We start from the raw sequence: 25,292 nt of genomic DNA, 5'->3' as shown, positions 1-25,292 counted from the left end.
GAGCGGAGGAAAACCGATGGCGAAGTCAGCGGAGGAAGCCGGCCGCGCGTACTGGCGCGACGTGTTCGACGGCGGCGGCTTCACCGCCGTTCCGCGGTGGACACACCGGCCCGTACCCGGACTGGCCGAGTACCGGGCCGCCGTCCCGGCCGGTCTCGTCACGGATCTGGGGCGCGTCGCGGACGAACTGGCGGTGCCGCTGCGGACCGTACTGCTGGCGGCACACGCCAAGGTGCTCGCCGCGCTGACCGGCGATCAGGAGGTCACGACCGGGTACGCCGCGACGGCGGGCGGCCGGCCGCTGCCCTGCCGGCTGACGGCCGCCCCCGGCTCGTGGCGGGCCCTGGTGCTGCACACCCGCCGCGCCGAGTCCCGGCTCCTGGCGCACCAGGACGTGCGGCCCGGCGAGCCGGCGCGCCGGCCGGACCGGGAGCAGCTGCTGTCCGAGGCGGTCTTCGATCCGCACGACGCCGGTGACCGGCTTCCCGAGGGCGTCGTCCTGTCGGTCGGCGTCGTCCGGTGCCACGGCCGCCTCACCTTGCGGCTGCGCCATCGCACCGACGCGCTCGACACGGAGTGCGCCGCCAGGATCGCCGGTTACCACCTCACCGCCCTCGCGCTGATCGCCGCCGACCCGCACGCCGACCACACCCGGCAGAGCCTGCTCTCCGCCGACGAACTCCACCACCAGCTCGAAGGGCTCGCGGGCCCCCGCAGGGACCTGCCCGGTCACCGTGCGCACGAGCTCTTCGAACAGCGGGCGGCCGGCCACCCCGACGCCGTCGCGGCCGTCCAGGGCGACCGCAGCTGGACGTACGCGCAGCTCAACGCCCGCGCCAATCGGCTCGGCCGGGCCCTGCTGGCCCGCGGGCTGCGCCGCGAAGGAGTCGTCGCGGTGGTCACCGAGCGGAACCTCGACTGGACGGCCGCCGTCCTCGCCGTCCTCAAAGCCGGCGGCGTCTACCTGCCGATCGAGCCGCACTTCCCCGCCGACCGCATCGCCACCGTCCTCGCCCGGGCGGGCTGCGCCCTCGTGCTGACCGAACACGGCAGCACCGGCACCCTCGACCAGGCCCTGAAGGACCTGCCCGAGGTGCGGTGCCTGACCGTCGGCACGGCGTACGCGGAAGAGCACGCCGACGGCGACCTGGGCACCGCGGTGACCGCCGGACAGCTCGCCTACATCTACTTCACCTCCGGCTCCACCGGCGAGCCCAAGGGCGCGATGTGCGAGCACGCCGGCCTGCTCAACCACCTCTTCGCGAAGATCGACGACCTGGGGATCGGCCCGGGGCGGACGGTCGCCCAGACCGCGCCCCAGTGTTTCGACATCTCGCTGTGGCAGCTGATCGCGGCGCTCCTCGTCGGCGGCCGGACGTTCCTGGTCGAACAGGACGCGATCCTGGACGTCCCCCGGTTCGTCGACCGGATCACCGAGGGCCGGGTGAACGTCCTCCAGGTCGTACCGTCCTACCTGGAAGCCGTCCTGTCCTACCTGGAGCAGCACCCCCGCGCCCTGCCCGACCTGCGGTACGTGTCCGCGACCGGTGAGGCGCTGAAGCCGGAGCTGGCCCAGCGCTGGTTCGCCGTCCGGCCCGGCACCGCCCTGGTCAACGCGTACGGGCTGACCGAGACCTCGGACGACACCAACCACGAGGTGATGCGCGGCGCACCCGGCGGGGCACGGGTCCCGCTCGGTCCGCCCGTCGCCAACGTACGGGTGTACGTCGTCGACGAGCACCTCGCACCGGTGCCGCTCGGCGCCCCCGGCGCGATCGTCTTCTCCGGCGTCTGCGTCGGCCGCGGCTACGTCAACGACCCCGAACGCACCCGCGCCTGCTTCGGCACCGACCCCCACCGGCCCGGACAACGCCTCTACCAGGGAGGAGACTTCGGGCGCTGGCGGCCCGACGGGAAACTGGAATTCCTCGGGCGCCGCGACGCCCAGGTCAAGGTCCGCGGCTTCCGTGTCGAGACCGGCGAGGTGGAGAACGCCCTGCTGCGCGTGCCCGGCGTCCGTGACGGCGCCGTGATCGTCACCGAACGCGCGGGCCAGGGCGCCCGCCTGGTGGCCTTCTACCGCGGCCCGCGCCTCCTCGCGACCGGCCTGCTGCGCAGCCGGCTGGAGCAGTCGCTGCCCGCGTACATGGTGCCGTCGGTCTTCCACCGGCACGACGGCCCGCTGCCGCTGACCGCCAACAGCAAGACCGACCGCAAGGCCCTCGCGGCCCTCGCCGCCGCACTCGACGACGCGGACGGCGGGCACCTCGCGCCCCGGACACCGGCCGAGCGGCGGCTCGCCACCGCGTGGGCCACGGTGCTCGGCGTCCCGCAGAGCCGCGTCGGCCGCCGGGACCACTTCTTCGACCGGGGCGGCACCTCGCTGGCCGCGGTGAAACTGGCGATCCTCCTGGACCGCGCGGTCTCCCTCAAGGACGTCACCCGGCACCCGGTCCTCGCCGACCTGGCGGACGTGCTCGACGGCAGGTCCCGGCAGCCGGGCGCGGCGCTGCTGCGGCCGCTGACGGCACCGGACGGCGCGCACGACGGCGCCCTGGTGTGCTTCCCCTGGGCGGGCGCCGACGCGGCGGCCTTCCAGCCGCTGGCCGACGCGCTGCGCGACAGCGGGCGGGCGGTCTACGCGGTGGAGCTGCCCGGAACCGACGCGTCCGCACCGACCGGAACGTCCGCACCGACCGGAACGTCCGCACCGACCGGAACGTCCGCACCGGCCCACCCGCCCGCGGCATCCGCACGGCACGTCCAGGAGACCGTCGCGGAGATCGTCGCCGGCATCGTCCGCCTCGGCCTGACCGGGCCGCTGCTGTGGGGGCACGCCTCGGGAGCCGCGTACGCCGTGGAGGCGGCCAGGCAACTGGAGGAACGCGGTACGGCGGCCCGGCGGCTGTTCATCGGCGCGCAGTTGCCCGGTGACGGCCACGACCAGCACGCCGCCGCTGACGAACCGGCTCACCGCTACCTCGCCCACGCGCTGGCCGCCCCGCCCACCGCGCGGCTGTCCACACCGGTCACCGCGGTCGTCGCCGCCGACGACCCGCGGACCGCGCGCTTCCGGCATCGCCACCGGGACTGGGGACCGCTGGCCGAACACGTCGAGCTGTACGTCCTGACGACCGGCGGCCACCACTTCCCGCGCACCCGGCCGGCCGACACGGCACGCGCGGTACTGCGCGCCGCCGAACTCCACACGTCCTCCTGAAGGTCCCGGATCTCTCCTGGGGACCGCCACCCACGACCGAAAGGGCCTCCGATGCCCCACCCGCCCGCCACTCCGCCACTCGACCTGAACCTGCTCCCCGGCACGCCCCCGGTCCTCCTCGCCGAACCCACCGGCGACGCGGCGAGCTGGGCCGCCGGATACCGGGACACCCTGCGCACCCTCGCCGTCGAGCACGGCGCGGTCCTGGTACGCGGCCTCGGGCTGCACGACGCCGACCAGGCCGGCGCCGTCTTCCGGCACCTGGCCACCGGCCTGCTCACGGAACGCGAGGCGTTCGCCCCGCGACGGGAGTACGCCGACGGCGTGTACTCCTCCGCGAAGTGGCCGCCCTACCAGCCGATGTGCATGCACCACGAACTCAGCTACACCCTCGACGCCCCCGGCCTGCTGCTCTTCGCCTGCCTGACCGCACCGGGCAGCGGCGGCGCCACCGCGGTCGCCGACGCCTGCGCCGTCCTCGACGCGCTGCCCGCCGAGCTGACCGGACGCTTCGAACGGGAGGGCTGGCTGCTCACCAGGAGCTACAACGACGAGGTCGGAGCCTCCCTGACCGAGGCGTTCGGCACCGACGACCGCCGGGCCGTCGAACGCTACTGCCGCGGCCACGCCATCGACTTCGCCTGGCAGCCGGACGGCGGCCTGCGCACCCGGCAGCGGCGCGGCGCCGTGCTGCGCCACCCCGTGACCGGCCACCGCTGCTGGTTCAACCAGATCGCCTTCCTCAACGCCTGGACGATGGACCCCGAGGTGCGCGAGTACCTGACCGACATGTACGGCGCCGACGCGCTGCCCTTCGACACGCGTTACGGCGGCGGCGACCCGATCGGTGAGGACGTCGTGCAGGTGCTCAACACCGTCTACGAGGACCACACGGCGCGCGAGCCGTGGCAGCCCGGCGACCTGATGGTCGTCGACAACGTCCGTACGGCCCACAGCAGGGAGCCCTACGAAGGGCCGCGCGAAGTGCTCGTGGCGATGACCGACGCGGTGCACCTGACCGCCCGCGCGCCCGGAGCGGAGGCGATCGCGTCATGACGCTCGTCCGCCCCGCCGGGACGGAGCCCGTACCGCGGGCGCCGCGCACCGCGCCGTCCTTCGCGGTGATCTCAGGCGCCCAGGTGCAGCACGCCCTGCGCGGCCGCGAACGGGAGATCGTCGAGCTGGTCGAAGCCACCTACCGGCTGCACGGCGCCGGTGACACGGTCGACCCGCCGTCGTACTTCCTGCGCTTCCCCGACCGCCCGGACTCCCGCATCATCGCGCTGCCCGCCTCGCTCGGCGGGCCCACGCCGGTGGACGGCCTCAAGTGGATCTCCAGCTTCCCGCAGAACGTGGCCGCCGGCCTGCCCAGGGCCTCGGCCGTGCTGATCCTCAACGACCATGTCACCGGGTACCCGTACGCCTGCCTGGAAAGCTCGATCATCAGCGCCACCAGGACGGCGGCGTCCGCGGCGGCGGCGGCCGACCGGCTCAGCCGCGGCCGCCCGCGACCGCGCCGCGTCGGCTTCGTCGGCACCGGCCTGATCGCCCGCTACATCCACACCTTCCTGGCCGCCACCGGCTGGCAGTTCGACGCGATCGGCGTGTACGACGTGTCCGCCGACAGCGCGGCGGGCTTCCGCGCGTACCTGGAATCGTCGGCCGGAACGGAACGCGAAGAGTCCCCGGCCGGAACCGCCGCCCAGGTCACCCTGCACACCGACCCCGGGGAGCTGATCCGTACCAGCGATCTCGTCGTCTTCGCCACCGTCGCCGCCCGGCCGCACGTCAGCGACCTCTCGTGGTTCGCGCACCACCCGCTGGTGCTGCACGTGTCGCTGCGCGACCTGGCCCCCGGGATCCTGCTCGCCGCGGCCAACATCGTCGACGACGCCGACCACTGCCTGCGCGCCGGCACCTCACCCCACCTGGCCGAACAGCTCAGCGGCGGCCGCGACTTCGTCACCGGGACGCTGGCGGACGTGCTGGCCGGCCGGGTGCGGGTGCCCGCGGACCGGACGGTGGTCTTCTCGCCCTTCGGCCTGGGCGTGCTCGACCTGGCCGTCGGCGCCTTCGTCCACGACGCGGTGGCCCGCACCGGGGACCTGCACCTCATCGACGACTTCTTCCACGAATTACGCCGGTACGGATGAACGCGGTGCCGGTACAGAAGTACCGGCCGCGCCGGTCCGGACGAACGACTGCGTGCACTGCAGAACGAGGGGGGACAAAGTGCCAGTCATATCCTTGCCGCTGGACTTCAACGAGGAGGACCTCTACGTCGACCTGCGGGCGACGTTCGGGCACCCGCTCTACCTGAAGTGCGAAGGCTTCAACTTCGCTGGTTCGATCAAACTGAAGGCCGCCACGGAGATGGTGGCGGCCGCCGAACGCGACGGGGTGCTCACACCGGGGGCCACCCTGGTCGAGTCCTCGTCCGGAAATCTGGGCGTGGCGCTGAGCATCATTGCGGCGAGCAAAGGCTACGGGTTCCTGTGCGTGACGGACGCCCGCTGCAACCTCTCGGCCCTGCGGATGATGGAGGCACTGGGCAGTCAGGTGCATGTCATCACCGAGCCGGACGCCGGCCAGGGCTTCCTCGGCGCGCGCATCGACTACGTACGCAACCTGACCGCCTCCGACGACCGCTACGTCTGGCTCAACCAGTTCACCAGCCCCGACAACTGGAAGGCGCACTACCGCAGCACGGCACCGGCCATCGCCCGCCAGTTCCCGCGCCTGGACGTCCTGTTCGTCGGGGCCGGCACCACCGGGACACTCATGGGCTGCGCCCGCTACTTCCGTACGTGGCACCGGCCGGTGCGCGTCGTCGCGGTGGACAGCGTCGGCTCGGTGTCCTTCGGGGGCGCCCCGGGCCGCCGGATGATCCCCGGCCTGGGCACCAGCGTCCCGCCGCAGCTGCTCGACACGTCCTTCGTCGACGAGGTGGTCCGGGTGGAGGAGACGGACACCGTCCGTGCCTGCCACCGGCTGGCCGGCCGCGGCTTCCTCTTCGGCGGTTCCACCGGCACCGTCGTCAGCGGCGCCACCGCCTGGCTCAGCCGCCACCGTCCGCACCGCTTCACCGCCGTCGCCATCGCCCCGGACCTCGGTGAGCGCTACCTCGACACCGTCTACCGGACCACCTGGCTGCGGGACGCCTACGGCGAGGAACTGCTCGCCACCGACGGTCTGGCGGCCGCACGGTCCGCCTGATCTGCGAACGCCGTCGCCGAAGGGCCCCGGCCGGTTCACCGCGGCCCGGGAAGTCACCGGGCGTGAGCGGCCGGGGCCGGGGTACGCGAGCGGTTCCGGAAGCGGAGAAAGGGTGGACGACGTGCGCAGTGTGGGTGTGGAGGAGGAACTGCTGCTGGTGGACGCGCGGACCGGCGAGCCGCGGGCGCTCTCGGCGGCGGTCCTCGCGGCGGCGTCGCGTGACCCGCTGGGCAACGAGGAGGTCTTCGAGAGCGAGCTGCACCGGCAGCAACTGGAGTTCGCCACCCGGCCGCAGACGGACATGGGCGATCTGGCCAAGGAGATCCGGCGCTGGCGTGCGGAGGCGGCACGCCACGCCGAGGGCGTACGGGCGTCGGTGGCCGCCCTGGCCACCTCGCCGCTGAAGGTGAGCCCGGCCATCGGCAGCGGCGAACGCCACCAGTGGCTCGCCGAGAACTTCGGCCTCACCGTCCAGGAACAGCTGACGTGCGGCTGCCACATCCACGTCTCGGTGGACTCCGACGAGGAGGGCGTGGCCGTACTGGACCGGATGCGGCCCTGGCTGTCCGTACTGCTGGCGATGAGCGCGAACTCGCCGTTCTGGCAGGGCGAGGACAGCGGGTACGGCAGTTACCGCAACCGGGTGTGGGGACGCTGGCCGTCGGCAGGCCCGGTGGAGGTGTTCGGCACCGCCGACCGCTACCACGAGCAGGTCGGCGACATGACCGCCAGCGGCGTGCTGAAGGACGCGGGCATGGTCTACTTCGACGCGCGCCTGTCCCACTCGTACCCCACCGTGGAGACCCGGGTCGCCGACGTGTGCCTGGACCCGTCCACCACCGTGCTGCTGGCCACCTTGATCCGTGGCCTGGTGGAGACGTCGGTACGCCAGTGGCACGACGGCGTCCCGCCCGGCCGCCACACCGTCGCGCTGCTGCGCCTGGCCACGTGGCGCGCCGCCCGGTCGGGCCTGGAAGGCGAACTCATCCACCCCGTGACGATGCGTCCGGCCCCGGCCGAAGCCGTCGTGCGGGCCCTGTTCGACCACGTACGCGACGCCCTGGAGGACAGCGGCGACCTCATGCCCGCCCAGGAGGCGCTGGCGGACCTGCTGAAGACGGGCAACGGCGCCCGCGTGCAGCGGGAGTTGCTGCGCAGCACGGGCAGCCTGCGGGACGTGGTCACCGAGTGCGTACGGCGCACGCTCGACTGAGACGGGCACACTGCCGGTACGGGCAGGGGAGCGGGCACTCCCAGCGCAACCGGCCGGCCCGCTACTCCGACGCGGGCCCGGTCCCGGCCAACCGGTCGGCCGAAGCGGCCCGGAAAGCCTTCGAGGACTTCGGCGTTCCCCCGCGCACCATCGGTGACGCGGTGGTACGGGCCGTCCGCGAGGAGCGTTTCCACGTCCTGACCCACCCGGAGTGCAGGAATCACGTCAAACATCGGGCCCAGCGGATACTCGACGGTCAGAACCCGACGCTGCCGCCTCCGCCGGAGAAGTGAACGGGGATGTGCGGGGCGTCGATGTGACCGTCCGCCGTTAGGCTCGCCGTATGGCAGCGTCACGGTGCATCGACGAGAGCTGCGCCATGGTGGCCATCGCCGCCTCGGCCGGAGGAGTGTTCGCGCTGTTGGAGCTGTTCGGCTCTTTCACCGTGGGGCCGCCGGTGCCCATCCTGGTCGTACAGCACCTCAGTCCGCGTCACCGCACGCTGCTCGCCACGGTCCTCCAGCGGCGTACGCGGGTGCCGATCGCCATGGCCCGGGACGGTGAGCGCGCCGTGGCCGGACGGGTCCACCTGGCGCCGCCCGACCGGCATCTGCTCGTCGGGCCGTGCGGCGTCCTCACCCTGTCCGGCACGGAACGGGTGAACCGGGTCAGGCCCGCCGCGGACCGGCTGTTCACCTCGGTCGCCGAGCACTACGGAAACCGGGCCTGGGCCTTCGTGCTCAGCGGGACCGGGCGCGACGGCGCGGCGGGGGCCCGGGCCGTCAAGGAGAGCGGCGGCACCGTCGTGGTCCAGGACCCGCACACCGCCGACTATCCCGGCATGCCCCGGGCCACGCTGGAGGCCGGCGAGGTGGACCATGTGCTGGGCCTGCACGACATCGAGGAGATGATCCGCGCGTTCGCCGCCTCGGGTCAGAAGAACTGACGGCAGGGCACCGGGCGGTCGGGAGGGGTGCCCGGCCGCTCACTTGTGGTCGCGGAGGAAGGCCGGGATGCCGGCCCGGGTCGGGTGGTCGGGCAGCGGGGCGGGCTCGTCCCGCAGGAATGCGGTGATGACGGCTGCCGCTCGCCGGTCGTTGTCGTCCAGGCCGTTCCACATGTGGTGGCCGACGCCGGGCATGTACTGGGTGCGCCGGGCGGCGGGGTCGGCCGCGAGGACGGCGGTCTCCCACTGCCGGACCTGGGAGGAGCACTCGGCGATCATCAGCATCGCGGGTGTCCGCGAGTGCTTCAGCCGAGGGGCGAGGGAAGGGGAGTCCTCGACCGTTTCCTGGACGCGGAGGCTGGCGGCGGCGCTGAAGGAGAAGTTCCGCGCCGTGTCCTCCACCGGGATGCGGTGGGCGTCCCGCGCGCAGTAGGCGGACGCGGTGTCGCTGCCGAGATCGGCGGCGGTGAAGGCGTTGACGCCCTCCGCCTGGCTCACCAGCCCGTTGCCGGGGCTCAGCAGTCCGAGCCGCAGCAGGCCGAACGCGACCGCGTACCGCGGGACGCGGGTGGAGCGCGGCCCGGTCATGGCCGGTGCGATGTCGCGGGCCGACGGCCGGCCCCGCTGCCCCGCGATCCGGGCGGTGGGGCCGTCCATCGGGCCCGGCTCGGCGATGACCGCCCGGCGCAGGCGGGCGGCGACGGCCGGTTCGGCCAGCGCGCGGGTGAGCACGACCGCGCCCGAGGAGAAGCCCAGCACGTCGGCGCGGCCCTTGCCGCGTTCGCCCAGCCTGCCGACGAAGGCGCCGAGGTCATGGACGGACCGGGTGATCGAGTACTGGTCCATGGGCAGCAGGTCGCTGCGTCCGCCGCCGGCCTGCTCGTAGGCGTACACGTCGTGGCCCTGCCGCGCGAGCCGCTGCAGGAAGCGGTGGTCGAGCAGCGAAATGCCGCGTACCGGACCGCCGTTGAGGTAGACGAGCGGCGCGCGGTGCCGGGGGCGGTCGCCGGTGGGCGGGTAGTGGTAGACCGCGACCCGGCTGCCGGTGGCCAGGCTCCAGTGTTCGGTGGTCACGAACGGCAGGGCGGGCGGTTGGCGGCGCGCCGTGGGGACGGTGGGGACGCACACCGACAGCGTCAGGGCTGCTGCGACGAGTGCCGGCAGGAAGGGGACCAGCCGTCCCCGCCAGGGCCGGCGGCGGCCCCGCCGCAGCGCGACGAGGACCGCGACACCGGCCGACGCGGACCAGGCGAGGAACCCCGCCCCCGCGCCGTCGGTGGCGACGACGAGCACGAGGAAGAAGGCAACGGGGCCCACCACCGCGGCGGTGGCCGTCAGCAGAGGGCCGACGAAGCGTAAGGGGCGGCGGACGGACGGTGGCACGGTGATCTCCTCCTGCTTTTAAAACGCTGTTTTGAAACGATGTTAGCAGGACGGGTAGGGTGTTCCTCATGGGAAGGCCGAGAACGAACGACGCCGCTGTCGCAGAGCGGTTGGTGGCATGCGCGACCGAGTTGTTCGCCACTCGCCCGCAGGAGTCGGTCACGGTCCGCGCGCTGGCCGCCGCCGCCGGCACCTCGACGGCGGCGGTGTACACGTTGTTCCAGGGGAAGGACGGGTTGATCCGAGAGGTGCGCGACCAGGCAGTCGCCGGCCTGTTCCGGGAACTGTCGGCGGTCCCCGGCTCGGCGGCCGCCCTGGACGATCTGTACGCGCTGGCCGTGGCCTATCGCCATTGGGGGCGCGAACACCGCCACCTGTACGCCGTGTTGTTCGGCGGCGCGCAGTCCTTCGTCCCGTCGGACCGGGTCGGTGACCACGATCCGGTGCGGCCGCTGGTCGCGGCGATCGACCGGGCCGTGGCGGACGGTGTCCTCGCGGGCGACACCACACGGATCGCCGTCTCGTTGTGGGTCGCCCTGCACGGGCTCGTGACCCTCGAACTCGCCGGCGCGCTCGAAGGCGCCGTGGCCGAAACCGCTTTCCGGTCGACGGTCGACGCCGTACTGCGCGGCTGGGCAGCTCCCGACGTGGCCCCCGGCTTTCGGCGCGCGGACACGGCGCTGTGAGACCGCGTTCGGCGCACCCGTCGCCCCGGAGCTGCAATACATTGGCGTGACAGCGGCAGGCGGCGGGTCCGGGGCGGCCCGCTGCGGTGGGTGGGGGAAACATGTCGGGACAGACCGTCGCCAGCCTGATCGAGAAGCTGCAGCCCGGTGGACCGGGGCCCTCCTGTCGGTGGTGTGCCCAGTGCGCCGTGCTGCTGGACGTGGACGGCACGGCCGTCTCGCTGCACTTCGACGGCTCGCAACTGCTGTGGCACAGCGACCCGGACGGGGCACGCCTGGACGATCTCCAGTTCACCCTGGGCGAGGGACCCGGCCTGGACGCGGCCCGCGACGGCGCCCTGTGCCTGGTCGCCGACCTGTCCCACCCCCACGGCTCCCGGTGGCCGATGTTCGCCGCGCAAGCACGGGAGCTGGGCATCCGGGCGGTGTTCGCCTTCCCCCTGCGGCTCGGTGCGCTGCGCGTCGGCGCTCTGACCTGTCACCGCCGCACCCCCCATCGGCTCGCGCCGGAGATCGTCACCGACGCGCTGACGCTCGCGGACGCGCTGACCCTGTTCCTGCTCGGCGGCCGCCACACCCGTACGCGGGTCCTGAGCCCTGCGGATCTGCACCGTACGGAAGTCCACCAGGCCACCGGAATTCTCAGCGTCCACCTCCGGGTGCCGCTGGCCAGCGCCCTGGCGCGGCTGCGCGCCCACGCCTTCGCCACCGACCGTCCCATCACCGACGTGGCCCGAGACGTGGTGGCCGGGCGCCTGCGGCTGCCGCGCGATGCCACCAGCGCTTGACCGTACGGGGCCGCGGGCGCACACGACGAAAGTGCGGGACGGCCGTACAGCCGTCCCGCACCGGGCATCGCACGCCGTCCCGCCCGGGGGCGGTGGCGCGTCAGGTGGTCAACGTCAGTCGTTGACGCAGGTGTTGCCGAAGGTCGGGTTGAGCAGACCGACGACGTTGATGCTGTTGCCGCAGACGTTGACCGGCACGTGGACCGGAACCTGCACGGTGTTGCCGGAGATCACGCCCGGCGAGTTCAGCGCCGCGCCCTGGGCCCCGGAGTCGGCAGTCGCGAGGCTCGCGCCGCCCAGGATGATGGCGCAGGTTCCCGCGGCGGCGACGGCAGTCTTGATGGCACGCGACATGGAATGTTGCTCCTCGTACATTGAGAAAAAAGGACAGGCGGCCTGGCGGGGACACCCGGTGCCCGCCACCACGGCTGGTGGGCCGCCGACGACCAATCAACCCGATGCGGCGCCGTTTGTCGCGAAGAACGGAGGGTGTTCACTCTATTTAGGGTGGAGATCGAATCAGCGTATTATTTATCCAGGTCAGGGCGGGATTGACCGTCACCCTGCCGGGGGGACGGGCTGCCGTCGCCCGGCCGCCCGCCCCGCTCTGCGGCGTCAGTCGCAGCGCCCGGCCGGACGGGTCCGGGTGACCAGGTCGGTGTAGCCGGCCGTACCGTCCACCCACACCACCTGCCGCCCGCCCGGCACGGCGGGCCACGCCTGTTCGCCGCGGTTGCAGGACACCCGGTCCCGCCGGCCGCCGTCGGCCGGGAACTGCCACAGCTTGGGCAGCGTCTCGTTGCGGTACACGGTGTCGGGCGTCGCCGCGGCGACGGTGACCGCCTCGTCGGTGGCGACGAGTCCGGAGGCGCGCAGGGCGTCCGGGCCCTCGCCGGGGCTGAGGTCCGCCACCCCCGTACCGTCCAGGCCGGCGCGGCGCAGTGCCGTCAGGCCCGCTTCGTCGTCCGTGGGCACCAGCCAGAACACGTGCTTGCCGGTGATCGCGGTCTGGCCGATGCGGGCCGGGGTCCCCAGCTGCCCCATCGTCGTGCGCTTGCCCGTCTTCAGGTCCAGCGTCTCCACGCCGTAGGTGCGGGTGGGGCCGTCGCGGCGGACGGTGCCGTACGCGATCCGGCCGTCGGCGATGGACGGGTACGCCGTCCGCAGGCCGGGCTCGTCGTTCACCTTCACCGCGGTCGGGTTGCTCAGCCGCACGTACCGTACGCTCTCCCCGGCCGGCCGGGGCCGGGTCTCGAACACCACCACGTCGCCCTCGACCCGCAGGCCGGAGGCGCCGCGCCGGCCCGACCACAGTTTCTTGACGGGCCCGCCCGCGATCGGCCGCGCGAGGACGTCCATGGACCTGCGGTTGATCGCCAGCCACACCACCGTCCGGCCGTCGGTGGCCGGATGCACGTGGTAGCGGCCGTCGTTGGGGCTCATCAGCTTCTGCGCGCCGGTGCCGTCGGCCCGCCCGGCCCAGATCGAGTACGGCTCGGTGCCGTCGTCGTTGGACTTGGCCGCGGCCCACCAGCCGCCGCCCGCGCCGGACGCCGAGCCGTCCGTGTTGACCCGCCCGAGGAGCTGGTCGGAGTCGACGCCCATGGCCAGTTCCCAGCCGGGAACGATGCCGTGGGCGCTGAAGGCCCTTTCGGCCGCGCGCAGTTGTGCTTCGGTGACGTTCAGGCTGCGCGCGGCGGCCAGTACGGCGGCGCGGCCCTCGGTGAAGCCGTCCAGCGGCGTCAGGTACTCGGTCAGCGCCTTGTAGACGATCCGGTCGGCGAGGGTTTTGCCGAGGTCCTCGCGCAGGTCCCACAGAGCGCCCGAGAAGATCGTGGAGTTGAGGTGGACGCCGCCGTTGTCGACGGCGAAGGACACGCCGAGGAAGGACTTCGAGGTGGTCCGCCCGTCGTTGAGGTCACGCGTGGCGCACTCGCGCGCGGGCTTGTTCCGGCACAGTGTCTCGCCCAGCAGCCCGGAGTCGGGACTGTCCATGGGGATGCCGTAGGTGTCCGTCTCGACGGCGTTGCCGAAGTAGTCGGCGACGGCCTCGTTCAGGGCGCCCGACTGGCCCGCGTAGACCAGGTCGGCGGAGTGCTCCACGACGCCGTGGGTCATCTCGTGCCCGACGACGTCCAGACCGGCGGAGAGCGTGCGGTACTCCGCGTCGCCGCCGCCGTAGACCATCTTGGTGCCGTCCCAGAAGGCGTTGATGTACGGCTGTCCGAGCTGCGTCACGCCCACCAGCGAGTTGACGGTCATGCCCCGGCCGTCCAGGCTGTCGCGCCCGTGCCGCTCGCGGTAGTAGTCGTAGACCTTGCCGGCCGACCAGTGCGCGTCGACCGCGCCCGCCTCGGTGGCGTCCGGCCCGAAGGCCGGGGCCGGCGAGCCGAATTCCAGGATGTCGTACGGCCAGGTCCCGGCGACGTCGCTGACGTCCTTGCCGCGCGCGTCCCAGGTGGACAGCGTGTTCTTGGTGCTGTCCGCCATACGGGTGTGGTCCCGCATCACGTACGCCTTACGGGACTCCTCGTACGCCAGGGGCAGTTCGACGGTCTTCCCGTCGTACTTGACCCCGGACCCTTTGACGCCCGGCTCCTCGGCCGCCGCGCGGCCTGCGCCCGACCGGGTACGTCCGCTCTCCGGCGCGCGGGCCGCCGTGCCGTTCCCCGGCGTGCGGAACGTCTTGATGCCGCTGTACTGGAGCACCGGGTAACCGGCGCGGGCGTCGACGTAGACCTCGTGCAGCACCGGCACGCCGGTGACCGGGTGGGTGCCCCGTACGGTCACGTGCCGGGTGAGCAGGCCCGCGCCCCTCGGGATGACGACCAGCCCGCGGTCGGTGCCGGTCAGCGGCTGCGCATCCTCCCGGGGCAGCCGGTCGGCCAGCAGCTGGTCGGTGGCCGCGTCGACGGCCCGCTCGACCGCCGGCGCCTCGTCCACCTCGGGTTCGACGCCGGTCGTCAGCCCCGTGAAGTACTTGCCGGAGGTGCCGGTGACGATCCGCTCGCCGCCCTGGCGTTCCATCCGTACCACGTACTGCCCGCCCAGGACGTCCACGCCCCGGTGCTTCTGCTGGAGCCGTACCGTCTCGTGGCCGCCGGCGGCCACGGTCCCCACCGGCCGCAGGTCACGCCCCGGATCGCCGATGTGGTACCGGCTCTCCTTCGCCGCGAGGTGCCCGCGCGCCGCGTCGGCCGCGCTGTCCGTACCCTTCGCCGCTTCCCGGACGCCCTCCACCAGCGCCGGCGTGGCGGTGCGCTGCCCCGGCACCACCTCACCGGGGCCGGGCGGCGCCGCCGCGGGCGCGGCTCCGGCGGGCACCGCCGAAACCACCAGTGCGGCGGCGCCCAGCAGCGCCGCCGCACTGGTGAAACCTTTCCGCACACCGGCCGCCGCACGCGGCCCGCGTAACCCGCCCGGGCCGTCCGGGCCGTCCGGGCCGTCCGGACCGATCGAACTGTCCGGTCTCTCCCGTCCCGCTCTCCCGTCGTACGCTCCGCGCTCGCGCAAGGCGGCTCCTTCCGTTCCGTGCCACACGCCTGGCACCTGTCACCGGGGTGAACGGGGACATGCAAGCGGCCGCCTGTCCACCCCGACAACGGACCCGGCAAGTCGGTGGACGACTTCCGGACGCGGGGTGGGCGGAGCGGGACGGGCGTGGCCGTGCGGGGAGGGGTCCGGTCCCCGGGAGGAAGGACGCGTCAGTCGACGGTGATCTTGAATGTGGAGGTGGTGTTGCGGATGTTCTGCGCGTTGTCGCGGAGCGTCAGGCGGTGGAAGACGGCCTGGCCCACGGCCGGCCCGCCGGCCGCTTCGTTGGCCCAGATGCCGAAGCCGGACCGGTCGTTGTACTCGTCGCCGCTCTTCCTCGCGCCGGAGACGGTCACGTCGGACAGTTCGGTGTCCTGCACCGGGTTCTGCGGCTGCTGTCCCACGTGGTTCGTCTGGAACATGATGCCGTGGTACGTCGGGTCGGTGATCGTGGCGCCCTTCACCCGGATCGCCCGGAAGGGCTTCGACGCCGAGTAGAGCCAGATGCCGGGGAAGGTCTGGCCGTTCCAGAAGTGGCCGCCCGCGCGCTCGATGCCGAGGTTCTCGAACGTGGACTGTCCGGGCCCGAAGCCGTTCATCGGGATGCCGAAGTCCAGGGAGGAGATGGTCACCCCGGAGTAGACCAGGGTGTCCACGACGCGGATGTTGCGGAAGGTGTTGAGCTGCCCGCCGTACACGGCCAGGCCGGCGGCCCGCCAGGTGAGCTTGGCGGTGAGGTTCTCGTAGACGTTGTGCGTCTGTTCGCCGCCGCCCGAGTCGAGCGCGGAGAACAGCGCGAAGGAGTCGTCACCGGTGGCCCGCGCCTCGTTGTTGCTGACCAGGTTGTCGCTGGAGCCGTTGGTCATGTTCAGGCCGTCGGCGAAGGTGTTGCGGACACGGTTGTTCCGGATCGTCGTGCGGTCGGTGTTGGCGCCCCAGTAGAGGCAGACCATGTGCTCGGCCCAGATGTTCTCGATGGTGATGCCGGAAATGTTCTGGAAGTCGAAGACCTTGCCGGGGCCGTCGATGCGCGAGGTGTAGTTGCCGAAGTACGCGAACCCGGCGAACGTCGAGCCGCCGGCGCCGTCGGCGGCGCGGAAGCCCACGTCGGTGTTCTGCTGGCCGGCCGGGGCGTGGAAGCGGGTGAACCACGGCCCGGCGCCGATCACCTTCACCGGCTTCAGGTAGACCTGGAACTTGCTGGACGTCCGGTAGTCGCCCGGCGGCAGATAGACGCCCTTGATCTTTCCGGTGGTGTCCATCCGGGCCCGGTCCAGCGCGTTCTGCACATCCTGGTGGCCGAAACCGGCCGGCTCCACGAACGCCTGCCGGTCCGGGTTGGGCGCCGCGGCCGTCTTCTCGAAGTCGACGAAGTCGATGGCGTACGTGGAGGGGTTGTCGGCGTCCTTCTGGAGCCGGATCTTGCTGCCCGCCGGAACGGTGCGGCCGAGGTCGAGCTGCGCCTCGTCGTAGATGTGCCGGGCCGGGCCCGCGCCCGGGTCGTTCACCGGGGCCGCCTCCGGGCCGTACAGCCAGGCGTACTTCGACGTGAGGTCGAAGGGCTTCGTCTTCTGGCCGTTCACATAGACGTCGAGTTTCGCGTTCGTCCCGCCGCCACCCGGTGCGTCCGGAATGGAGAAGCGGGTGACCAGGGTGTTGGTCTCCACCGGGGTGGTGAACTCCACGTACTGCCCGGTCTGCTTCAGGGTCACGGCCTTGCGCCCCGACGCCTCGCCCGCCAGGTCGCCGATCCTGCGGTTCGGGCCGACCACCTGCGCGCCGCCGCCGGTGGCCCCGGACTCCGCCTCGACGGTGGTGTACGGCATGGTCGCGCCCGTCGTGGCCCTGGCCCCGGCGCGCCGGGGCTGCGGTGCGGGCTTCGCGGGCGACGGGGTGAAGGCCGCGCGGGACGAGCCCTGGCCCGCCGCGAGGGTCCGGGTGGCCGTACGCCCGTCGGGGGACTGGTTGCCCGCCGCGTCCCGGGCCCGCACGGTGTAGGTGGTCCGGTGCGTGGTGCCGCCGGGCGCGGTGGTGTCCTCCCAGTGCGTCGCCGTCGTGGGCAGTCCGGTACGCAGCCGGCCGTCGGCGTAGACGTCGTACCCGGACGCGCCCGGTACCTGCTCCCAGCGCAGCGTCGCGCCGTCCAGCCGGACGTTCCGTGGCGCCTCGGGAGGCGCCGTGTCGCCCGATGCCGCGGGGAACAGGGAGAGTTCGCCGACCCGCTGTGCTCCGGCCACCCGGACGTACCGTACCGGCGCGCCGTCCAGGCGCAGGGTGACGTTGCCCTGGCGGGCCCGGAAGTCGGACAGTTCGACGAAGTCGCCGCCGTTGACCGAGCCCTGGAGCTGGACCTGTTGGGCCTTGCCGGGCAGCGCGAGCTCGACCCGGTCCAGGCGGCGGGTCGCGCCGAGGTCGGCCTGCACCCAGTGGGCGGCGCTGCCCTTCGCGTAGGTGTCCGGGTCGCCGTCGTGGGCGCGGGCTGCCCCGTCGCCGCTGAGACGCGCCGTGAGAGGGCCGGTGCCGGAACCGGCCGGTCCGGTGGCGGCTTCGGCGGAGAACGCCTGCCAGCTGGTCGCCAGCAGGCCGCTGCTGAGCACGGCGGCCAGTACGGGCCGCCAGGCCCTTCTGCGTACGGGGGTGGTGGGTTGCGTGGTGCCCATGACGTTCCCTTCTGTGGAGAGAGGGCGGCGGCCGGGCCCGGGTCAGGCCCGCAGCCGGACCGCCGTGTCCTGCGGCAGCGTGCCCAGTGGTGTCAGCGGGCCGTAAGCCGGCAGGAGTTCGGCGTGCGGAGGGAGCGTGATGCCGGCCGTACCTAGGCTGACCAGGCACGGCACGCTGCCGCCGGCCGGCAGCACCGGGGTCGGAAGGGCGCGATATCGCGTCCGTGCTCTGCGAATTGTCGACAGTGCTTTGACCGGCTCGTTACTCACGCTGCCGACGCTTCCGGCGGTCGCCCGGCGGTCGTCCGGGCTACCGTGCGGCGCGCGGCCCCGTCGATCCCCGTACGATCAGCTCCGGTTCGAGCAGGATCTCGTCACGGACCACCTCCCGGCCGTCGATCTGCGCCGTCAGCAGCTGGACCGCGGTACGGCCCAGCGCGTCGATCGGCTGCTGCCGCACCGTCGACAGCGGCGGCTCCGTCAGGGTCATCAGCGGCGAGTCGTCGTACCTCACCACCGATACGTCCTGCGGCACCCGCAGCCCGCGCCGGCGCGCGGCCCGCACCGCGCCCAGCGCGATGATGCCGGTCACCCCGGTGCCCAGCAGGCGGGAGGCCGCCGCGTGGCCGCCCTCCATCGAGTACATGCCGCGCACCACGTGCTCCGGCGGCGGCCCGGGGCCGCCTGCGGCCCGTGCCACCGCCTGCCCGGCGGCGGGCTTGCGCCGCGAGGGCACGTGGTCGGGCGGGCCGAGCGCCAGGCCGATCCGTTCGTGCCCGAGCGAGGTGAGGTGGCGCCACGCCTGCTCCACCGCGACCGCGTCGTCGGTGGAGACGCAGGGGAAGCCGAGGGCCGGGATCGGCGCGTTGACCAGCACCGCGGGCAAATGCCCGGCGTGCAGCAGCCGGTAGTGGTCGTGCGGCGCGTCCGCCTGCGCGTACAGCCCGCCCGCGAACACCACGCCGGAGACCTGCTGCTGGAGCAGGAGGTCGACGTGGTCCGTCTCCTGGATGCCGCCCGGTGTCTGGGCGCAGAGGACGGGGGTCAGCCCGCGCCGGGCGAGCGCGCGCGAGGACGAGCGGGCCCGAGGGCAGGCGCGGCGGCGCGAGAGCGCACCGGTGCCCGTCGGACCCGCCCCGCCGCGGCCGTCGCCGTCACGTCAGGACGGCCGGCCGCGGCCGGTTCAGCGGACGAACTTCCAGCTGACGTTCGGGACCATGTCGGTGCCCGCGGGCACCAGCTTGCGGAAGGCGGCCTGGCTGAGGTCGATGTGGGTCGGGGCGCAGGACGGGCACTTGTCCTTGACCGGCACGGTGATGGTCCTGCCGTTGTACGACACCTGCACCTTGATGCCGGCACAGAGCGGGTCGTTGTTCGGGTTGGGCGAGGTCCAGTAGGAGGCCGAGACCGCGACCAGGTCCTGCGAGGTGGCGTCGATGGGCGTGCCGCAGGCGCCGTAGCCCCTGTCGTTGTAGTAGGTCATCTTGCCGTTCATGGTCTGGCCGATCGGCACGGCGTGGGCCGTGCCCGTGCCGAGGGCGATGCCGGTGACGGCTATCACACCGCAGACCGTGGTCTTCCAGCGTCTGGATGCGCGCATGATGTCTCCTCATCCGAGTGGGACCGGGTAGGTGCCGGGAGAGGTCCCGGGCAGCTGCCGTTGCCGGGCGGCGGTGCGCCCGGCGCTGCGCAACGGCAGGGAGCGGCCGACGCGTTGCCGTCGTCGGCGCGCGCTCGGTGCACCGGCGCTCGGGCTTCAGGGGCGGCGGCTCACGGAGCACTCCCGAGCACATGAGTGTCACGGACCGCGGCTGCCTCACAACCCCCAATGGACTCAGATGTCCTGAAGTCGCGCAAAATGTACGCCGTGTTGGCCCGGAACGGACGGTTGGCATCCGCTGCCGGGGCCGGGCGCGCGGGTCTGGTCCCCGGGTGGAGAAGGGGTCGGGGGTAAGTGGCTCAGGCCGGGTGCGCGTGTGACTCGTACGATGATGCCGGATCTGATCGTGAATTTTCGGGAGGGACCGGATCGTGCCGAGTGGGACCGGTGGAGGACGCGGGCGGCTGCGGGGAGCGTACGGCGTCGACGCCCCGTACGCGCTGTTCGGCCTCGGCTGCGGAGCGGTGGGGGCGGTGCTGGCGGGGCTCGGCACGCTCTCGGGGCCCGGAATCGGGGTGGCCTGGCTGCCGTTCCTGTGTGCGCTCGTGATGGCGGTCGCCTTCGTGCTGTACGCGCATGCCACCCGGCGGGGCAAGTTCACCGTCTGGGAGGGGCTGCTGGACGGGTTGGAGCTGCGCGGGAACGAGCGGCTGCTGGACCTCGGTTGCGGGCGTGGCGCCGTGCTGCTGGCGGGCGCCCGCCGGGTGCCGGAGGGCCGGGCGGTCGGGGTGGACCTGTGGCGTGGCGTCGATCAGACGGGCAACGCGGCGAGCGCCACGGAACGCAACGCGCGGGCCGAGAACGTCCAGGGCCGGGTGGAGCTGCGCACCGGCGACCTGCGGGACCTGCCCTTCGGCGACGGCGAGTTCGACGTGGTGCTGTCCAGCCTGGCCATCCACAACGTCAAGGACGCCGAAGGACGGCGCCGGGCGGTGGCCGAGGCGGTCCGCGTCCTGCGCCCCGGCGGCCGGCTGGTGATCGCCGACATCGGCGGCTCCGTGCCCTTCTACCGCGACGTCCTGGACGGGCTGCCGGTCAGCGGGGTCGGCGTCCGCTCGGCGGGCTGGCGTATGTGGTGGGGCGGGCCGTGGATGCGCACGCGCGTGGTCACCGCGACCGGCTGACCGGCCACGCGTCCCTGAGGAAGCGGGCCGGCCGGCCGGGCCGTGCGGCACCGGCTCTCAGCCCGAGAGGGCGACGTCGGTCACATGCCGGCCCAGGAGGTCGTGCAGCAGGGCGGTGGCGGGCAGGGCGTGGTGCAGGTAGACGTGCTCACGGCGGTGTTCGATGACGGCGAGCATCTTGCGGAGGGTGGCCGTGGCGTCGTCGCGGTGGCCGGCGTGATGCTGGGCCTGGGCGAGCAGGCCGAGGTGCAGGGGGAGCCGCAAATGGGAGCGTGAGGGACGGAGTTCGGCGAGGCTGGCCTGCATCTGGGCGACGCCCTCGTCGTCGTGGCCCAGGTGGGTCAGGGACCAGCCCTCGGTCAGGCGCAGCATCGCCTTCCAGTACAGCAGCCCGTGTTCCCCGGCCAGCCGCGCCCCTTCGGCCGAGGAGGCCCGCGCGGTCTCGGCGTCGCCTTCCCAGGCGGCGAGGACCGCGTCCACGTACAGCGCGAAGGACCGGTCGGACGGCCTGCTCTCGTACGCCGTCAGGCCCTGCAGCTGGCTCCGGCGGGCGCGGGCCGTGTCCCGGTCGCCCAGGATCCAGTGGGTGAAGGCGTCGTAGGACCGGCAGGAGACGCGCGGGTCGTGCTGGAACGTACGGGCCAGGGTGCGGCCCTCCCGGGCGCACCGGTCCGCCAGTCCGACGCTCCGCTCCAGTTCCGCGAGCGCCTCCGGCAGCCGGCCGCGTACGTGCAGCGCGACGCCCTTGCCGTACGCCGCGCCCAGCAGGGCCACCGGGTGGCGCGTACGGCTGCCGATGTCCCGCAGCAGCCGGGAGAACCGCCGCGACTCGTCGTACCGGCCGGTGACCAGGAACGCCGAGCACAGCGCCCACAGCACCGAGGGGTCCTCGGGGGCCCGGGTGACCGTCCCGAGGGCGCGGCCCCGGGTCAGCGCCGCTTCCGCCTCGGCGTCACCGTACCCGCGGACGATGGCGAGCGACTGCCCGAGCTGGATGTACAGCCGCTGCTCCAGCGCGCGGGCGGACGCGTCGTCGCGGGGCAGCAGGCCCGCGAGGTGCACGGCCCGGCGCAGCCACGTCTCGACCTTCTCGTACGCCAGGTGCTGCTCGGCCTGCTCGGCGGCGCGTAACAGCCGGGGGAGGGCCTGCCGGGCGGGCAGCGCGTCCTGCGCGTGCCAGGTGTGGTGGGCCAGGCGCTCGAACTCCTCGTCGCCCACCTGGGCACCGCCGCGCGTGCACAGCGATTCGGCCACCCGGGCGTGCAGCCGGTGGCGTTCGTCGCGCGCGAGCACGTCGATCAGCGTCTCGCGGACCAGCGCGTGCACGAAGTGCAGCCGCCCGGGATGGTGCGGGTCCTCGCCGAGCAGCCCCGCCCGGATCGCCTCCGCCAGGGAGGATGCCACCGGCTCGTCCTCGGTGGCGGTGCAGTGCAGCAGGTCCGTGTCGATCTCGGTGCCGATGACGGCACACAGCCGCAGCACCCGCAGGGCGGGCTCCGGCAGGGTGGCGAACCGCTGGCGCAGCGCCTCCCGTACTCCGGTCGGCACCTGCGCCCGCAGGACGTCGGTGGCGTCCGCGTCGTGCAGGCGCCGCGCGTCGCCGAGCAGCGACAGCAACTGCATGACGAAGTACGGGTTGCCCTTGCTGCGCTCGTGCAGCGCGTCCACGACGTCCGCGCCGACCCCGCGCCCGGCCTGCGCCTCCACCAGGGACGCGACGGCACCGCGGGACAGCCCGCCGAGCCGCAGCGTCTCGGTCCTGGGGCCCCGCAGGATGTCGGCCAGCACCCGGCGGATCGTGGCGTCGGAGTCGGCCTCGAAGTCCCGGGCGGTGAGCACGATGCTGATCCGGTGCCCGTGGCGGCGGGTGCCGAGCAGCCGCAGCAGGTCGAGGGAGGCGGCGTCGGCCCAGTGCAGATCCTCCAGGAGCAGGACCAGCGGCCGCTCGGCGGCCAGCGCGAGCAGTACCTCGCACACCGCGTCGTGGGTCAGGAACCGGGCCTGTGCCCAGTCGTCCTCGTGCGCCTGCCCGCCGGACCCGGCCGACCGCTCGGGCATCACCGGGGCGAGCAGTGTGTCGAAGGGCGCGGTGGCGGTGCGGAAGGCGTCCGGCCGGGTGGCCGACAGGTGGCGCAGCACCTGGGTCCACAGCCAGTACGGCGGTACGCCCTCACCGGGGAAGCAGTGGCTCCAGACCACGTCGAGCGCTTCTCCGGCGGTTTCCAGCGCCGGCGCCAGCTCCATCAGCAGCCGGGTCTTGCCGACCCCGGCGGCGCCGAGTACGCAGGCCAGGTACCCGTGGCCGGTGATCGCGCCGGCTGACGACGTGGTCAGGCGGTGCAGCTCCTGGTCCCGGCCGGTGAACGGCCAGGGCGGCCCCGCCCCTTCCGGCCCGGCGCCCGGGTGCTCCGGGGCGGTTGCCGGGCGGGCGGGCAGCCGGCCGACGCCGTGCAGGCGCCGCGGCCCGGTCGCCCGTGCGCCTCTCGCCGGTCCCTGCACCGGCAGACCCCGGTCCGCGTTCCGCGCGGACCGGCGGTTCCTCACGGCACGGGCGGGCGCGGCGGCTTCCTGCGGATGCGCGGCCGCGTCCGGCGCGGGGTGCTGCGCCGGAAAGTCCGCTCCCCGTGGCGGGCCGCCCTGCTTCGCGGTGGAGGCGGCCGGGCCTTCGGGGGCCGGCGCGGCCGCGAGGCGGGCCGCCGGACCGCCGTCGTCCAGCTCCTGCCGGAGGATGGCGGTGTGCACCCGCTGGAGTTCGGCGGCGGTGTCCACGCCGAACTCCTCCACCAGGTGGCAGCGCGTCCGCTCGTACACCTCCAGCGCCTCGGCCTGCCGTCCCAGCCGGGACAGCGCCGTCATCAGATGCCCGACGAGGCGTTCGCGGGCCGGGTTGCGGCGTACCTCCAGGCCCAGTTCGGCCGCCACCTCCTCGGCGGCGCCGAGCGCGAGCCGGGCCTCCGCGCAGGACTCCAGGGCGGTGAGCCGGACCTGCTCCAGGCGGGCGGTCTCGTCGGAGAGCGGCGGCTGGGCGCCGAACTCCGTGTAGGGCGCGCCGCGCCACAACTCCAGGGCTTCTGTGAGCCGGTCGCGGGCACCGCGCGGGTCGCGCCGGTCCAGGAGCTGCCGGCCGTCGGCGACCATCCGCTCGAAGCGGAACGCGTCGACCTGCTCCGGGTCGAGCTGGAGCACGTATCCGGGCGCCTGGTAGCGCAGGACGGACGAGGTGCCCTGGCCTGCTGCCGGGGCGAGCACCCGGCGCAGGTGGGAGAGGTGGCTCTGGAGGGTGGCGACGGGGTGCCGCGGCGGCCCTTCGCACCAGAGCTCCTCGACGAGCAGTTCGGTGGGGACGACTCTGCCGAGGCGGACGAGGAGCAGGGCGAGCAGGGCCCGCCGCCGTGGCGGGCCGAGGGGGAGGTCGGCACCGCCGAGCCGGGCCGACATCGGGCCCAGGACGCGCAGTACGGGCTCGGGGGCGGGCCGGGGCGCGGCGGTGCCCGGGGGCTCCGGCAGGGGGGTGGGGGGCGGGGTGTGGGGTGTGCACATGTCGGTCCCAATCGTTCTCACGCCGGCGGCTGTGCAGGGGACGTGCCGGACCGTAACCGGATCCATCCGGAAAGTGATCATGGCATATGTGGCGAGGCGTTCAAAGATCGGCAACCAGCCATAGGCAATCGTCCGGCAAGCGGAACGACAAGAAAGCGGAAAGCCACTGCGGGGTGGCCGGCAGGCGTCCGCCAGCGGCCGGACCAGGGGGTCGCAAGGGGAGTGGCACACGATGGCGCCGGCCGCCCGCCGGTCCGGCCGGCGACCGTCGCCGGACCCGGGAGGGCGCGTCGCACCGGACCGAAGCAACCACCTCGCGAACAGGGACGACATGCTCACAGAAGGCCACGACAGCAGCGCCGGGCGCCGTCCGGCGCACCGCGGTACGGACCGCACCGGCTCCCCGGCCGCCCGCCGGCCCGCGACCGCCTGAGGGGTGCCGTGCGCTCAGCGATCCTCTTCCCCGGCCAGGGGGCGCAGTTCCGCGGTATGGGTGCGGACGTCTTCGGACGGTATCCCGGTCTCACCCGGTTCGCCTGCGACCTCCTGGAATACGACCTCGTCGCACTGTGCCGCGACGACCCGGACGGACTGCTTTCGCAGACGCGGTACACCCAGCCCGCCCTGTACACCGTCAACGCGCTGCACACCTTCGAACGCACCCGGCGCGAGGACCGGCCGGCCGACTGCTGTCTCGGGCACAGTCTCGGTGAATACAACGCCCTTCTGGCGGCGGGCGTATTCGATTTCGAGACGGGTCTCAGGCTCGTCAAGAAGCGTGGCGAACTCATGGCCGCGGCGAGCGGCGGCGGAATGACCGCCGTTCTGCACACGACCGCCTCCCGGCTGGCCGAGATCATGGCGCAGGACGGCATCGACGGCGTCGACGTGGCGGGGTACAACACCGACGAGCAGATCGTCGTGGCCGGTCCCGCCGGACCGCTGAGCTCCCTCCATGCCGCGCTGCAACGCAGGAAGGTCCGCTTCGCGCCGCTCCGGGTCAGCGCGCCCTTCCATTCCCGTTACATGGCGTCCGCCCGCGCCGAATTCGAGGAGTACCTCCGGAAATTCACCTTCGCCGACCCGGACGTGGACGTCATCGCCAACGTCACCGGAAGGCCGTACGAAAAGGGCGCCGTCGTTTCCACGCTCAGCGCGCAACTGGTCGAACCGGTGCGCTGGACGGACAGTGTCCGCCACCTCCTTTCCGCCGACCCCGAAACGGTCTGCGAAGAGGTGGGCGGAAAGTCACTGCTGCGCATGGTGGAAAAGATCCGGACCGCCGCCACCCCGCCCTCTCTCCCCGACCCCAGGACCTGAGT

Annotated in this window: 17 protein-coding genes and 3 pseudogenes; 11 read left to right on the top strand and 9 right to left on the bottom strand. The window is 73.3% G+C overall.

Annotated elements, in window-relative coordinates; genetic code table 11:
- The first annotated feature begins 16 nt into the window (after positions 1–16).
- The 7 genes from OEIGOIKO_RS03685 to OEIGOIKO_RS03655 all read left to right on the top strand — a co-directional run bounded on the left by OEIGOIKO_RS03685 (position 17) and on the right by OEIGOIKO_RS03655 (position 8,595).
- Positions 17–3,220 carry a non-ribosomal peptide synthetase gene (locus tag OEIGOIKO_RS03685; RefSeq protein ID WP_125051797.1) on the top strand — a complete coding sequence of 1,068 codons (3,204 nt, stop codon included), beginning with the start codon at positions 17–19 and terminating at the stop codon, positions 3,218–3,220.
- A gap of 51 nt (positions 3,221–3,271) precedes the next feature.
- A complete protein-coding gene (locus OEIGOIKO_RS03680) occupies positions 3,272–4,276 on the top strand; it encodes a TauD/TfdA family dioxygenase (RefSeq protein WP_125051795.1) in 1,005 nt (334 codons plus the stop codon).
- The gene (sbnB, locus tag OEIGOIKO_RS03675; RefSeq protein ID WP_125051793.1) at positions 4,273–5,373 is read left to right on the top strand and encodes a 2,3-diaminopropionate biosynthesis protein SbnB; all 1,101 of its coding nucleotides are present in this window, start codon (positions 4,273–4,275) and stop codon (positions 5,371–5,373) included. The genes OEIGOIKO_RS03680 and sbnB overlap by 4 nt, the downstream gene beginning before the upstream one ends.
- 79 nt (positions 5,374–5,452) lie before the next feature.
- Positions 5,453–6,436: a 2,3-diaminopropionate biosynthesis protein SbnA gene (sbnA, locus tag OEIGOIKO_RS03670; RefSeq protein ID WP_125051791.1), complete on the top strand. Its 984-nt coding sequence runs from the start codon at positions 5,453–5,455 to the stop codon at positions 6,434–6,436.
- 121 nt (positions 6,437–6,557) lie between these two features.
- Complete coding sequence (locus tag OEIGOIKO_RS03665; protein WP_125058418.1) at positions 6,558–7,649, top strand: glutamate--cysteine ligase 2; 1,092 nt, start codon at positions 6,558–6,560, stop codon at positions 7,647–7,649.
- The gene (locus OEIGOIKO_RS03660; RefSeq protein WP_125051789.1) at positions 7,625–7,942 is read left to right on the top strand and encodes an SDR family oxidoreductase; all 318 of its coding nucleotides are present in this window, start codon (positions 7,625–7,627) and stop codon (positions 7,940–7,942) included. Before OEIGOIKO_RS03665 ends, OEIGOIKO_RS03660 begins: the two co-directional genes overlap by 25 nt.
- 50 nt (positions 7,943–7,992) lie before the next feature.
- Complete coding sequence (locus OEIGOIKO_RS03655) at positions 7,993–8,595, top strand: chemotaxis protein CheB (RefSeq protein ID WP_170251541.1); 603 nt, start codon at positions 7,993–7,995, stop codon at positions 8,593–8,595.
- A gap of 39 nt (positions 8,596–8,634) precedes the next feature.
- Here the strand turns inward: OEIGOIKO_RS03655 and OEIGOIKO_RS03650 are convergent, their stop codons facing one another.
- Complete coding sequence (locus OEIGOIKO_RS03650) at positions 8,635–9,978, bottom strand: alpha/beta hydrolase (protein ID WP_125051787.1); 1,344 nt, start codon at positions 9,976–9,978, stop codon at positions 8,635–8,637.
- Between the two features lie 68 nt (positions 9,979–10,046).
- Between OEIGOIKO_RS03650 and OEIGOIKO_RS03645 the strand changes: the two genes are divergently transcribed.
- Entirely contained in the window at positions 10,047–10,664 is a 618-nt protein-coding gene (locus tag OEIGOIKO_RS03645; RefSeq protein ID WP_125051785.1) for a TetR/AcrR family transcriptional regulator, read from the top strand.
- Between the two features lie 101 nt (positions 10,665–10,765).
- Positions 10,766–11,452: a GAF and ANTAR domain-containing protein gene (locus OEIGOIKO_RS03640; RefSeq protein WP_125051783.1), complete on the top strand. Its 687-nt coding sequence runs from the start codon at positions 10,766–10,768 to the stop codon at positions 11,450–11,452.
- A 114-nt stretch (positions 11,453–11,566) separates the two neighbouring features.
- Here the strand turns inward: OEIGOIKO_RS03640 and OEIGOIKO_RS03635 are convergent, their stop codons facing one another.
- The 7 genes and pseudogenes from OEIGOIKO_RS03635 to OEIGOIKO_RS03610 form a co-directional block, all read right to left on the bottom strand.
- A complete protein-coding gene (locus OEIGOIKO_RS03635) occupies positions 11,567–11,806 on the bottom strand; it encodes a chaplin (protein WP_125051781.1) in 240 nt (79 codons plus the stop codon).
- A 261-nt stretch (positions 11,807–12,067) separates the two neighbouring features.
- Positions 12,068–14,806 (bottom strand): M4 family metallopeptidase, encoded by a 2,739-nt coding sequence (locus OEIGOIKO_RS03630; protein WP_125058416.1) that lies wholly within the window; start codon positions 14,804–14,806, stop codon positions 12,068–12,070.
- Positions 14,807–15,156: 350 nt separating this feature from the next.
- Positions 15,157–17,013: pseudogene (locus OEIGOIKO_RS03625) on the bottom strand (glycosyl hydrolase); the annotation flags it as partial.
- Positions 17,014–17,220: 207 nt separating this feature from the next.
- A pseudogene (locus OEIGOIKO_RS43835) lies at positions 17,221–17,646 on the bottom strand (discoidin domain-containing protein); the annotation flags it as partial.
- 42 nt (positions 17,647–17,688) lie between these two features.
- On the bottom strand, positions 17,689–17,916 hold the full coding sequence (locus OEIGOIKO_RS03620; protein WP_125051777.1) for a hypothetical protein: 228 nt from the start codon (positions 17,914–17,916) through the stop codon (positions 17,689–17,691).
- Positions 17,917–17,956: 40 nt separating this feature from the next.
- Positions 17,957–18,712 (bottom strand): annotated as a pseudogene (locus tag OEIGOIKO_RS03615) (substrate-binding domain-containing protein); the annotation flags it as partial.
- A 117-nt stretch (positions 18,713–18,829) separates the two neighbouring features.
- Positions 18,830–19,246 carry a cysteine/serine endopeptidase inhibitor gene (locus OEIGOIKO_RS03610; protein ID WP_125051775.1) on the bottom strand — a complete coding sequence of 139 codons (417 nt, stop codon included), beginning with the start codon at positions 19,244–19,246 and terminating at the stop codon, positions 18,830–18,832.
- Between the two features lie 431 nt (positions 19,247–19,677).
- On the opposite strand from OEIGOIKO_RS03610, the gene OEIGOIKO_RS03605 reads away from it, so the two are divergent.
- Complete coding sequence (locus OEIGOIKO_RS03605) at positions 19,678–20,430, top strand: class I SAM-dependent methyltransferase (RefSeq protein WP_246177180.1); 753 nt, start codon at positions 19,678–19,680, stop codon at positions 20,428–20,430.
- Positions 20,431–20,487: 57 nt separating this feature from the next.
- Here the strand turns inward: OEIGOIKO_RS03605 and OEIGOIKO_RS03600 are convergent, their stop codons facing one another.
- A complete protein-coding gene (locus tag OEIGOIKO_RS03600) occupies positions 20,488–23,991 on the bottom strand; it encodes an ATP-binding protein (protein WP_307721215.1) in 3,504 nt (1,167 codons plus the stop codon).
- A gap of 420 nt (positions 23,992–24,411) precedes the next feature.
- Here OEIGOIKO_RS03600 and OEIGOIKO_RS03595 point away from each other — a divergent pair, with 420 nt between their 5' ends.
- A complete protein-coding gene (locus OEIGOIKO_RS03595) occupies positions 24,412–25,290 on the top strand; it encodes an ACP S-malonyltransferase (protein WP_125051771.1) in 879 nt (292 codons plus the stop codon).
- Positions 25,291–25,292 lie beyond the last annotated feature (2 nt).

It is taken from the genome of Streptomyces paromomycinus, from assembly GCF_003865155.1.
Classification (GTDB): Bacteria; Actinomycetota; Actinomycetes; order Streptomycetales; family Streptomycetaceae; genus Streptomyces; species Streptomyces chrestomyceticus.
Note: the sequence above shows the minus strand (reverse complement) of the source record. Positions and strands in the feature narration are given on the sequence as shown.

What these genes read in the sequence shown, in the direction of transcription:
- OEIGOIKO_RS03685 (WP_125051797.1), top strand. Translation starts at nt 17, where the DNA reads ATGGCGAAGTCAGCGGAGGAAGCCGGCCGCGCGTACTGGCGCGACGTG.
- OEIGOIKO_RS03680 (WP_125051795.1), top strand. Translation starts at nt 3,272, where the DNA reads ATGCCCCACCCGCCCGCCACTCCGCCACTCGACCTGAACCTGCTCCCC.
- sbnB (WP_125051793.1), top strand. Translation starts at nt 4,273, where the DNA reads ATGACGCTCGTCCGCCCCGCCGGGACGGAGCCCGTACCGCGGGCGCCG.
- OEIGOIKO_RS03655 (WP_170251541.1), top strand. Translation starts at nt 7,993, where the DNA reads ATGGCAGCGTCACGGTGCATCGACGAGAGCTGCGCCATGGTGGCCATC.
- OEIGOIKO_RS03645 (WP_125051785.1), top strand. Translation starts at nt 10,047, where the DNA reads ATGGGAAGGCCGAGAACGAACGACGCCGCTGTCGCAGAGCGGTTGGTG.
- OEIGOIKO_RS03640 (WP_125051783.1), top strand. Translation starts at nt 10,766, where the DNA reads ATGTCGGGACAGACCGTCGCCAGCCTGATCGAGAAGCTGCAGCCCGGT.
- OEIGOIKO_RS03635 (WP_125051781.1), bottom strand. Translation starts at nt 11,806, where the DNA reads ATGTCGCGTGCCATCAAGACTGCCGTCGCCGCCGCGGGAACCTGCGCC.
- OEIGOIKO_RS03610 (WP_125051775.1), bottom strand. Translation starts at nt 19,246, where the DNA reads ATGCGCGCATCCAGACGCTGGAAGACCACGGTCTGCGGTGTGATAGCC.